This is a genomic window from Paenibacillus sp. NN59, assembly GCF_057597225.1.
On sequence record NZ_CP199678.1, the window covers coordinates 807,758 to 819,365 of the forward strand.

The window sequence follows — 11,608 nt, forward strand, 5'->3', positions numbered from 1 at the left end:
CATCTTATATTGGTGTGAGGTAATCTTACAAATCTATTATTTATTCAAAAAAACGCATACATATTGGTTTTGTGTAAAGATATCTCACGTTTTCTCGTTGAGTCTTGGAAGTGAAAGACTATTTTTTTATTGGAAAGTCTAAGAAGGAATATTATCTAACATAGATATTACACTACTTGGTCGGATGATAAGTTGAATGTATTGGCAAAAAGAGATGCCCTTGAAACCCTGTTCTGTTAAATATACATTTGTCGAAAACATGATTCTGATTGAGATGATATAATGTAAAGATGGAAATATATGAAGACAAGGAAGACAGATCCGTTGTCTCCGATATTAGCGTTTGGAAAGAAAGGAAGAGATACGAAGTGAAGACATTGGTACTCGCAGAGAAGCCATCTGTAGCCCGGGAGATTGCAAGGGTGATGGGCGCGCGTGATAAACATAAAAGTTATATGGAAGGTCCGAAATACATTGTAACGTGGGCACTGGGACATTTGGTAGGTTTGGCTGAACCTGAGGATTATGACAAAAAGTACGCGACGTGGAATCTGGAAGATTTGCCGATTTTGCCAGAGCGAACCAAGCTGAAGGTGCTCCGGGAAACGAATCACCAGTACAAAGCCGTGCAGCAACTGATGAAACGTCAGGATGTGGGTGAGTTGGTTATTGCAACGGATGCGGCCCGTGAAGGAGAACTGCTTGCAAGATGGATTATGCAAATGGCGCAGTGGAAAAAGCCGTTCAAACGACTGTGGATTTCATCCCAAACGGATAAAGCGATCAAGGACGGATTTGCCTCGCTGAAGCCGGGAAGTCAATTCGACCGTCTCTATGAATCCGCACGCTGCCGTGCCGAAGCAGACTGGATGATTGGTCTTAATGTGACACGTGCGTTAACCGTACGGTTCAATGCCCAATTGTCCGCTGGACGTGTACAGACGCCAACTTTGGGAATGATCATGGATCGGGAAAATGAGATTAACGGTTTCCGTTCGCAGGAATATGAGACGTTAAGCGCGGATTTTGGAGATTTTCAGGCGGTATGGCGTGCATCTGGCGGGGATTCCAGAATTTTTGACAAACAGGATATGCAGCAATTGAAGGCACGAGTGGAAGGGCGTAAAGGCTCGATTTCCCAGGTGAAAAAAAGTGAGAAAGTCGAGCCGCATCCGCTGGCCTATGACCTTACGGAACTGCAAAGGGATGCGAACCGTAAACACGGTTTTTCCGCTAAACAGACCTCTAACGTACTCCAGCGTCTGTATGAGCAGCATAAGCTTGTTACCTATCCGCGGACAGATAGCCGTTATCTGACTTCCGACATGACGGGAACGTTAAAAGAACGACTCGAGAGTGTAGCTGTTGGCCCGTATGCATCACTTGCACGCCCTTTACTGCGCAAAAACCTGAATGTCACCAAACGGATTGTTGATGATAGCAAGGTCACCGACCACCATGCCATTATTCCAACCGAGCAGACGGTATTGCTGAATCAGCTGAGTCCAGAGGAACGTAAGCTCTACGATCTGATTGTTCGCCGTTTCATCAGTCTGTTCTATCCAGCAGCGAGGTATGATTCAGTAGCTGTTACGGTACAGGTAGGTAAGGATTCCTTCCATGTGAAGGGTACAACAGTCAAGGATAGTGGCTGGCGTGAAGTGTACGGCGGTGATTACACGGATGATGAAGATGATGACCGTTCCAATGATGCAGGTGACCATGAGCGTGCACTGTTGCCAGACTTACAGCAAGGTCAGTCAGTGACACTTGGGCGCTGCCACATCAAGAGTGGACGTACGATGCCGCCGAAGAGGTATACGGAAGCAGCGTTGCTCTCCCAGATGGAGAAGCACGGACTGGGCACACCTGCGACACGCGCAGATATCATTGAGAAACTGGTCAGCTCGGATACGATTGATCGTCAAGGGAACAGTCTGCATCCAACGGGCAAAGGCAAACAGCTGATTGAGCTTGCTGCCCCGCAACTGCGAACACCGGAACTGACCGCTCGTTGGGAGGCTGAACTGGAGCGTATAGCACGTGGACAGGGTAAACCAGGCCCGTTCCTGGATGGTATTCGTTCCATGGCAAAGGAACTTGTATCCACCGTGAAAAGCAGTAAAGCCGAGTACAAACCCCATAATGTAACCAACAGCCACTGCCCGGACTGTAATGCCAAGTTGCTAGAGAAAAAGGGGAAACGTGGCAAGTTCCTCGTATGTCCTACGGAGGACTGTGGTTATCGTCGCTCCAATGAGAAGCGGTTGTCGAACCGCCGCTGCGCGCAGTGCCATAAGAAGATGGAGATTAAGGAAGGCAAAGCTGGACTGTATGTACAGTGTCTGCCATGCGGAATCACCGAAACGCTGGATAAAGATAAGCAACACGTGAACAAACGCGAGCAGCAAAAGCTGGTGAAACAATACGCGAAGCAGGAATCCATCGGCTCCAACCTGGGAGATTTACTCAAGGCGGCTATGGAGAAACAAGGAAAATAGGCATGCGGCAATGACAACATAAGGTGAGAGAATAGGAGTTAAACGATCTCGGACTATTTAATCGGGGCGACCGCATCTCAGGTAGCCTTATGTGAGTTGAAATTTCTATGAGATGAAATGAGAGAAGCCTACTAGTCAGGTGTCATGTTCAAGAAGGCTTGACCACAAATCGATTACGATACTCTTTTGGTGTAAAACCCGTATGTTTTCGGAACACTTTGATGAAGTAACTCTGATCGTGAAAGTTAAGCAACGTATGAATCTCACTCAGGCGATAGTCTGAGAAAACGATAAGATTTTTGGCTTCTTCAATCCGTTGCCTTTGTATAAAAATGCGAAGTGCCTCTCCAGTCTCTTCCTTGAATTTACGGGAAAGATAGGAGGGGCTTATTTGCAGATGCGCGGACAGTACGGACAGACTTAAGTCATCGTATAAGTGATTGAATATATATTCCTGGCATAACAGAATGTCTTTGGAGTTATGAGCCCGATGGACTTTGGCTACACGTTCGGTAAAATCACCAAGGATCTTATGCAGAATCGGATGAATCGAATCAATCCGGGACAGCGTTTCAATGTGCTGAATATAGGTGTCGCTAAGCGTAAGTGCCGACTCCGAATACAATCCGCCATCAATTGCAGCACGGGTTCCGAGCGTAATGGCCGCGATGATCAGATTCTTTTTGCTCCGTAAACTATTCTGTTTCGATAAAGTGCCGTAGACCCCGTTCAACTCCATATGCTGCTTCAGATACAAAAGCATCTTATGTTTGTTCCCCAGACGCACCTGATCAAATACCTTTTTCTCCGACAGGTAGGATTTGTGAAACAATCTCCGCTCTCTCTGTTCCAGAAGAGATAGTTCAAGTACACCTTCCGCATGATTATTTATATTTAAGACATGTTTGTTGTCCTCAAGAACTTGATTTCGATCCAATATTTCATGATGTAAAAGATAATGGGCCATAATCGCCACACTCAGCAGTTGATGGAGATCATTGGGTTCAATGGATGTGGTTGAATTCAGTTGTTGATCCCATGCAAACGGAACATGCTCAACATATGACTGTGCTTTGGGCCAGAGAACAAGCAAACCTTGTCCTTCAAGAGTGGAGACTGGCATCAGGATCATCTTATCCATTTGTATATTGTAATCCATGAGCTGGATTTTCAGATGAACAGGAGTGGACAGAAGCTGGTTCACCAATTCCGGGCTCAAAGTAGGATGACGATCGATACCTCGCTTAAGGTAGAACGCAGGAACCCGGGTGGTATCATATAACGTTTGTAAGATCCATTGAAGTCTGGTTTCGGTTATCGTTGGCACTGAACTCTCCATCTCCCTAAAGATCATAATTAATTACTATTAATCGCAAATAAATACCATAAATATAAATGGAAACGCTCTATATTTCAATTAAGATGTTGACGAATGATATGTAGAGCAGGGGGCTGAAAGCATGTATTTAGTTATTGATATTGGTGGAACTTTTATTAAATACGGAATCATGAGCGAAAGCGGAGAGCTGTTGTCGAAGGGAAAACGTGGCGTTGGGCGGAGTGGCTTGCAGGAACTGCAGGATGCGCTTTATGCCATCGTGGATGCACAAGATTTGTCACAGATTCAGGGCATTGCCCTGAGTTGTCCGGGAACAATCGATGTGGAGACAGGAATGGTGTATCACGGTGGTTCTTTTCCATTTTTGCATGAGGTGAATTTAGCCAAACTTCTTGAAGACAGATATGCGATCCGTGTGTCCATTGAAAATGATGGGAAGTGCGCAGCGCTTGCCGAACTATGGCTCGGCAGTGTCAAAGATACCAAGGATTCCGTCGTTATGGTGCTGGGTAGCGGCATCGCGGGAGGAATCATCATGGGCGGTAAACTGCAACGTGGCAAAAACTTGTCAGCCGGAGAGGTTAGTTATGTGATGAGCCGGATTGATCCGGTAACGAAGGAAGCGGCCTATTTTGGACTGGAGAGCTCGGCTGTAGAGATGGTCAGACAGATTGGTAAGTTAAAAGGGCTGGATGACCCTGCCGATGGTGAGGCCGTGTTTGAATTTATTAATCAGCGAGATGCGGAGGCGTGCGGTGTATTTGACACCTTTTGCACACAGATTGCGGTTCAGATCATGAATCTGCAATACATTCTCGACCCTGAAGTGTTTGCCATTGGAGGAGGCATTAGTGCACAGCCTGTTGTGCTGGAGCGAATCCAATGGGCAATAGATGAACTGAAGCGAATTAACCCATTGCATAAGGCGAGCCCACAGATTACAGCCTGTACGTTTGGAAATGATGCCAACCTGTACGGAGCGTTATATCATTTTCTAAACAGTCACCGGAACAACTAGACGTGGGCCCTAAAGCCTAAAATACAGGTGCCTCCTTCGTATAAGAAGCTTCGTTTTCAGGCAACGTAAGCGGAGGAGGTGAGCCTGAGATGCCGCATAACAAACCGGAAAAACGCAATAACCAGCAGAATAAGGACAGCATTCGGGAAGAGAATATCGCAGTGACCCCGGAGAAATCAGCCAAAAGGGTACCGAGCCTGAACGGGATTCCGAAACAGGAATCGTAAAATTCTCGTTTATGTAAAATAGTGCGGTTCTCTGCCCGCGTTGATCATCTGCCTGTCTTGGGATTATAATGGAGACAGGGAGATGTCCCGGGACAGGGGGACCGCTAAACGCATATGCATACCGGACTTATCGTATGGTTTATCTTTATTAATGTTGTCGCATATCTGGTCATGTCTGACGACAAGAGACGTGCACAGCAGCGGCGGGATCGCACGCCTGAACGAACGTTATTTTTGCTAGCCTTTATCGGTGGTGCGCTAGGTGTCTGGATTGCGATGTATCGGAAAAGGCATAAAACGAAACATCCCAGCTTTACGACGGGCATTCCGTTGCTCGTGTTTCTGAATGCAGTGATGTATGGTTACTTTTTGCAGTGATGGTTTAGGGAAGAATGAGTTTATTATGTAAATTGTTTCTTATCAAGTGGTTCATTTTAACCTGTGAAGGTTTAAGAAGTTACATGGTTCCAGGCTCTGTAAGGGATTTAGATGTCAGACCGAGGCTTGCTTCGGGTTCTACATATATAAGGAAGGGACGGGATTTACATGTTATTTTCCAAAATCTTAGTAGCTTATGATGGGTCAAAAGCTTCAAATAAAGCACTGGATCGTGCAATCGAGTTTGCCAAGGCATCGCCGGGGGCTGTGCTTGATGTCATTCATGCATTTGATTTTCCGCGCGTATTTATTGGGGAAGGTCTGGCGCCGTTGCCGCCTTCACTCAACAACGATTACTACAATCTGGCTGTGCAAACGACGGATGAAGCCAAAGAGCGTATTCAGGCTGCCGGTGTTACGGCAAATGTAGATCTGATCCAAGGAGCTGCAGCAGAGGTGTTGCTGGACTATGCCAAAGAAAACGGCTCGGATATCATTATCATTGGTTCCCGAGGTTTAGGCGGAATCCGTGAATTCGTGCTGGGCAGTGTCAGTCACAACGTAGTACAGCATGCTCAGATTCCTGTATTGATCGTAAAATGATATTGAAATAAGAGGGAGGATGTACTTGTACTCCATTCCCGTGTGAACAAGCCGGTTGTCTTCGAGAAATTGAAGAGAAGCCGGCTTTCTTTATTTTATTTTGAAGCAACAGGATGGGGTATTTCAAGCGAATTTGGGGTTTATTGTATAACACTGTACTAATTCCCGAACATTAGATTTGTCAATATGTTAAATGTTCGTCTTTAAGTTGACATACGCTGTAGGGGATTGTTAGAATGTTAGATGTGTCGATCAGGTTAAAATAAGGTCGAGTAGGAACGAAAGCTGTATGATTGTGGAACATGGTATACGAAGATGTAACGAATAGATATTTGCTCGTATAACGCCGGGAATAGGGCCCGGAAGTATCTACCCGGAAACCGTAAATTTCCGGACTACGAGGAGATACGGCTGAGAGTCGCATGGTTGATTGCGGACAGCAAGCCCCTTTTGGCATGCCCAAAGGAGGGATACGTATTTCTTGGAGTCCGGTGTCCGGAGAAAATGTAATATTTTCGCGGGTAGCGGACTTTTTTGTTTTTTTTAAAATGCTCAGATGGGAGTGGGATGTATTCATGTCAGTGCAAGTTGCTGTAATTATGGGCAGTAAGTCTGATTGGGAAACGATGAAACATGCGTGCGAGGTGCTGGACGAGCTTGAGATTGGTTATGAAAAAAAGGTCGTCTCCGCACATCGTACACCGGATTTGATGTTTGAATATGCAGAACAGGCGATTGACCGCGGATTCAAGGTCATTATCGCTGGTGCAGGCGGAGCGGCTCATCTTCCAGGTATGGTGGCATCCAAAACGATGCTTCCCGTCATCGGTGTTCCGGTTCAATCCAAAGCATTGAACGGTCTCGATTCCTTGCTGTCCATTGTGCAGATGCCTGGCGGCATCCCGGTAGCCACGGTTGCCATTGGCAAAGCGGGTGCGACAAATGCAGGCTTGCTCGCGGCACAGATCATTGGCGCATTTGACCCGGAGGTGCAGCGCCGCTCCGAAGCTCGCAGAGAACGGATTAAACAAGAAGTACTGGAAAGCAGTGATGAGCTATGAGTAACGAGGTAACCAGACAGGATAAGGGAACAGGGCAGGGACAACCCGTCTTATTACCCGGACATACAACAATCGGTATTCTTGGCGGCGGGCAGCTTGGACGCATGATGACGCTTGCTGGAACGGCGATGGGGTATCGTTTCGTTACGCTTGATCCAACACCGGATTCACCTTGTGGCCAGATTGCGAAGCAGATTGAAGCTGGATACGACGATGTACAGGCAGCAAGAGAACTCGCGCGGCAATGCGATGTGATCACGTATGAATTCGAGAATGTGGATGCAGAAGTGGCGGCTTTACTTGAGCGTGAGTCATCCGTACCGCAAGGGAGTTCCCTTTTATACACGACCCAGCATCGCTTGCGTGAGAAACGTGCGATTGAAGCGGCTGGTGTCAGAGTTGCCCCGTACCGCGAAATTACCAGTTTGGATACGATGAATGCTGCGGTGAGTGAATTAGGAGTTCCATGTGTGCTGAAAACAGTGACTGGCGGATATGACGGCAAAGGTCAGCGGGTGATTCGTGTCGCAGCGGAAGCTGAAGAGGCTTATCAAGAGCTTGCATCGACAGGAGCAGAGCTGGTGCTGGAGCAATTCATCAAGTTCGAATGCGAGATTTCAGTCATTGTTGCTCGTAGCACGAGCGGAGAGATCAAAACGTTCCCGCCTGCGGAGAACATTCATGTGAATAACATTTTGCATGCTTCCATCGTACCTGCGCGAGTGGCTACAGACATTCAACTGGAAGCACAGAAACTGGCCGCTGCAGTTGCGGAATCCCTGAAAGCTGTCGGATTACTGGCGGTGGAACTGTTTGTAGCCGCTGACGGCAGACTGTATGTGAACGAGCTGGCTCCAAGGCCGCATAATTCCGGACACTACACGATGGAGGCTTGCGCCACATCACAGTTTGAGCAACATGTTCGTGCCATCTGCGGATTACCGCTGGGGGATACAACGCTGTTAAGTCCCGCCGTTATGGTCAATGTGCTTGGTGAGCATCTGGAAGGAATCATCGCAAGAACAGGGCAACCTGATGAAGAGGCGATGGAACTCGGTGTTATCCCTAAGCTTCATATATATGGCAAGAGCGAAGCGAAGACAGGACGGAAGATGGGGCATGTGAACCTGCTCTGTCAGGATGTCGAAGAAGGATTGCAATGGATCGAACAAACTAATCTATGGAGGCATACAAATTCATGATTGAACGTTATAGCAGACCCGAAATGAGAGCCATCTGGACAGAAGAAAACAAATTCCAATCGTGGCTGGAGGTTGAAATTTGCGCATGCGAGGCATGGGCTGAGCTTGGAGTTATCCCGAAGGAAGAAGCAGCTTTGCTTCGCCAGAACGCTTCTTTTGACATTGATCGTATCTATGAGATTGAAAAGGAAACACGCCATGACGTTATTGCGTTCACACGTACGGTATCCGAGAGCCTGGGTGCAGAGCGGAAATGGGTACACTACGGCCTGACTTCCACGGACGTGGTGGATACGGCACTGGGATATGTACTGCGTCAAGCGAACGAAATTTTGGAAAAAGACATCATTAATTTCATCGAAATTTTGCGTGAAAAAGCACTGACATACCAGCATACGCCAATGATGGGACGTACGCATGGTGTACATGCGGAGCCAACAACTTTCGGATTGAAAATGGCGTTGTGGCATGAAGAGATGAAGCGTAACCTGGAGCGTTTCCGCCATGCGGCGGATGGCGTACAGTTTGGTAAAATCTCCGGTGCCGTTGGAACGTATGCCAACATCGATCCATTTGTTGAAGAGTTTGTCTGTGAGAAGCTGGGTACCAAGCCTGCACCAATCTCCACGCAAACGTTGCAACGTGACCGTCATGCGGAGTACATGGCTACGCTGGCACTGATCGCAACTTCTCTGGACAAGTTCGCTACAGAAGTACGTGCACTGCAGAAGAGCGAGTTCCGTGAAGTGGAAGAAGCGTTTGCCAAAGGTCAAAAAGGATCTTCCGCAATGCCGCACAAGCGCAATCCGATCGGCAGTGAAAACATCTCCGGTCTGTCCCGTGTTATCCGCGGACATATGGTATCTGCATACGAGAACGTAACACTGTGGCATGAGCGCGACATCTCGCACTCTTCCGTAGAACGTGTCATTCTGCCGGACGCAACGATGTTGCTGAACTACATGTTGAACCGTTTCGGTAACATAGTTAAGAACCTGACTGTGTTCCCGGAAAACATGAAACGCAACATGGAACGTACCTTCGGCGTGCCATTCTCCGGTCGCGTTATGACGAAACTGATCGACAAAGGCTTCAGCCGTGAGCAAGCGTATGATACCGTACAACCACGTGCCATGCAGGCATGGGAAGAACAACGTCAATTCCAGGACATAGTGAAGTCCACACCGGAAATTACGGCTGTGCTGAACGAAGAGGAAATCGCAGATGCATTTAACCCGTCCTGGCACCTGAAACACGTAGATACGATTTTCAAAAAACTCGGCTTGAACGACTAATCGATTAATATATGCCCTTAATAAGGCTAGAGAACGAATGATGGGCTAGCAGGGAACGTAGAGGACAGAAATAAGCTGAAGAAGCGGAGCGTTCGCCTTTATCCCCGGATTTTCACTTTGGAAAAAGTGGATCGGAAAAATCTGGGGATAACAGCGATCGGAAGATTGTTCTGTCATCGAAGTGGAGTTTGCACCATCAGGATTCGTTCTTAGCCTTACATCTCCTGAAAGAAGGTGACCCTATGGCACTGTCCACGGCGGCAGATCTTGTTAAAGCACCTCTGTTATACAAAGGAAAAGTACGCGAGCTATACGATCTGGGTGAGCATTTTCTTATTGTGGTAACGGATCGCATCTCGGCATTTGATTATGTGCTCGACCCGGCGGTTCCAGAGAAAGGTAATGTGCTGAATCAACTCAGTAGCTTCTGGTTTGAACTGACAGGTAGCATGATGGAAAACCACGTGGTTCATACCGATGTGAATCAACTGGGTGATCTGGTCACCGAACCTGAATTGCTCAAAAACCGCATCATGGTTACACGCAAAGCAGAGCGCATCGATATCGAATGTGTGGTGCGCGGATACATCACTGGTGGTGGCTGGAGACAGTACGAGACAACCGGAGAAGTGAATGGAATTAAACTGCCGGAAGGCCTGCGCAAAAATGCCAAGCTCGAAGTGCCCATCTTCACACCAGCTGCCAAAAATGACGTTGGTCATGACGAGGACATTCCGATGGAGCGTATGAAAGAGCTTGTGGGAGATGCGCTTGCTATCGAGCTTCAAGAGAAAAGCTTACGCCTCTATGAGTTTGCTCGTGATTACTGTGATCAGCGCGGTATCATCCTGGCAGACTGCAAATTCGAGTTTGGCATCGTGGATGGCAAGGTGATCCTGATTGATGAAATCTTCACTCCGGATGCCTCCCGCTTCTGGGCAAAAGAAAACTATGCTCTCGACATTGAGATCGACAGCATGGATAAAGAGCCTGTCCGTACCTATCTTGCAGGCACCGATTGGGACAAGAACAGCAAGCCCGACCCGCTTCCGCAAGAGGTCGTGGAAGCGACAACGGCAAGATACGTCGATATTTATAAACGTTTAACGAAATAATAAGTGGAAGACGTTTGAGCACGGGCTTCGGGAAAGCTTGAGAAGGAACGTTTTGCGTGCGGCTCTGGGAAAGTTTGGCTTTCGATCGCTGTTGCCCCCGGAATGTTTGGATTCCTATCCTTTTTTCAAAAGGACACATTCCGGTTGCAAAGGCAAGCACTTCGTTTCTCCAGCTCAAATCTTTCCCTCCGCCAGTGTTCAAACTGGTGGATGAGGTAATTAAGGCGCAGGCTTCACTAGATATGAAGCCTGCAAAGATTACAAGAATCAAAGACAAGGTTACTCAAATACTTGAAAACCTGTCCCGCGTATGCGGAAAGCTATGGATTGGTTCAGGTTTACCGCTTGTACAGTTGCCACTGAGCAACGCAAAGGGTGTAGGCCTTTAAAAAATAGCGCCGCAGGAACAAGCGGAGGGGTGGAATGGTTCACGAAGGAGCGAAGCGTCCGCCTTTGTTCCCGGGTTTTGACCGCGGCGCGGGCCAAAACGAATCAGAAAACCTGGGAACAACAAGCGGCCGGAGGAACCATCCACACCGAAGCGATAACCCGAGGCCACAGCACTTTTTTAACAGCATAAAGCATTTATCCCGTTCATTACTGAGGAGGAACATACAGATCATGATCAAAGCAACCGTATATGTCACTATTAAACAAAGCGTACTCGACCCGCAAGGCGTAGCTGTTCAAGGAGCCCTGCACTCCATGGGATTTAACGAAGTGGAAAGTGTACGGATCGGTAAAGTCATGGAACTGAATCTGGATACAACAGATCGTGTGGAAGCGGAAAAACGATTGAAAGTGATGTGTGAGAAGTTGCTCGCCAACACCGTTGTTGAAGATTACCGCTACGAATTGGAGGGTTAATC

At 47.6% G+C, this 11,608-nt stretch carries 12 protein-coding genes and 1 riboswitch; of the genes, 11 read left to right on the forward strand and 1 reads right to left on the reverse strand.

Going from position 1 to position 11,608, the window contains the following annotated elements:
* Positions 1-368: 368 nt before the first annotated feature.
* A complete protein-coding gene (locus ACT89M_RS03665; protein ID WP_308723346.1) occupies positions 369-2,501 on the forward strand; it encodes a DNA topoisomerase III in 2,133 nt (710 codons plus the stop codon).
* Between the two features lie 148 nt (positions 2,502-2,649).
* Here the strand turns inward: ACT89M_RS03665 and ACT89M_RS03670 are convergent, their stop codons facing one another.
* Complete coding sequence (locus ACT89M_RS03670; protein ID WP_308723345.1) at positions 2,650-3,828, reverse strand: AraC family transcriptional regulator; 1,179 nt, start codon at positions 3,826-3,828, stop codon at positions 2,650-2,652.
* 133 nt (positions 3,829-3,961) lie between these two features.
* On the opposite strand from ACT89M_RS03670, the gene ACT89M_RS03675 reads away from it, so the two are divergent.
* The 10 genes from ACT89M_RS03675 (at position 3,962) to purS (ending at position 11,606) form a co-directional block, all read left to right on the forward strand.
* Positions 3,962-4,858: an ROK family protein gene (locus ACT89M_RS03675; RefSeq protein ID WP_308723344.1), complete on the forward strand. Its 897-nt coding sequence runs from the start codon at positions 3,962-3,964 to the stop codon at positions 4,856-4,858.
* A gap of 89 nt (positions 4,859-4,947) precedes the next feature.
* Positions 4,948-5,085, forward strand: coding sequence for a hypothetical protein (locus ACT89M_RS03680; protein ID WP_167375798.1), 138 nt, complete (start codon positions 4,948-4,950; stop codon positions 5,083-5,085).
* Positions 5,086-5,199: 114 nt separating this feature from the next.
* Positions 5,200-5,463 carry a DUF1294 domain-containing protein gene (locus tag ACT89M_RS03685; protein WP_308723343.1) on the forward strand — a complete coding sequence of 88 codons (264 nt, stop codon included), beginning with the start codon at positions 5,200-5,202 and terminating at the stop codon, positions 5,461-5,463.
* Between the two features lie 168 nt (positions 5,464-5,631).
* Positions 5,632-6,066, forward strand: coding sequence for a universal stress protein (locus tag ACT89M_RS03690; RefSeq protein WP_090923374.1), 435 nt, complete (start codon positions 5,632-5,634; stop codon positions 6,064-6,066).
* A gap of 316 nt (positions 6,067-6,382) precedes the next feature.
* Positions 6,383-6,484: riboswitch (purine riboswitch) on the forward strand.
* Between the two features lie 157 nt (positions 6,485-6,641).
* The gene (gene purE / locus ACT89M_RS03695; RefSeq protein WP_090923373.1) at positions 6,642-7,127 is read left to right on the forward strand and encodes a 5-(carboxyamino)imidazole ribonucleotide mutase; all 486 of its coding nucleotides are present in this window, start codon (positions 6,642-6,644) and stop codon (positions 7,125-7,127) included.
* Positions 7,124-8,329, forward strand: a complete 1,206-nt coding sequence (purK, locus tag ACT89M_RS03700) for a 5-(carboxyamino)imidazole ribonucleotide synthase (protein WP_308723342.1) — start codon at positions 7,124-7,126, stop codon at positions 8,327-8,329. The genes purE and purK overlap by 4 nt, the downstream gene beginning before the upstream one ends.
* Positions 8,326-9,624, forward strand: a complete 1,299-nt coding sequence (gene purB, locus ACT89M_RS03705) for an adenylosuccinate lyase (protein ID WP_145335839.1) — start codon at positions 8,326-8,328, stop codon at positions 9,622-9,624. Before purK ends, purB begins: the two co-directional genes overlap by 4 nt.
* A gap of 242 nt (positions 9,625-9,866) precedes the next feature.
* The gene (locus tag ACT89M_RS03710) at positions 9,867-10,739 is read left to right on the forward strand and encodes a phosphoribosylaminoimidazolesuccinocarboxamide synthase (protein ID WP_154892153.1); all 873 of its coding nucleotides are present in this window, start codon (positions 9,867-9,869) and stop codon (positions 10,737-10,739) included.
* Positions 10,740-10,933: 194 nt separating this feature from the next.
* Positions 10,934-11,128, forward strand: coding sequence for a hypothetical protein (locus tag ACT89M_RS03715; protein WP_308723341.1), 195 nt, complete (start codon positions 10,934-10,936; stop codon positions 11,126-11,128).
* A 232-nt stretch (positions 11,129-11,360) separates the two neighbouring features.
* Positions 11,361-11,606: a phosphoribosylformylglycinamidine synthase subunit PurS gene (gene purS, locus ACT89M_RS03720; RefSeq protein ID WP_090923368.1), complete on the forward strand. Its 246-nt coding sequence runs from the start codon at positions 11,361-11,363 to the stop codon at positions 11,604-11,606.
* Positions 11,607-11,608 lie beyond the last annotated feature (2 nt).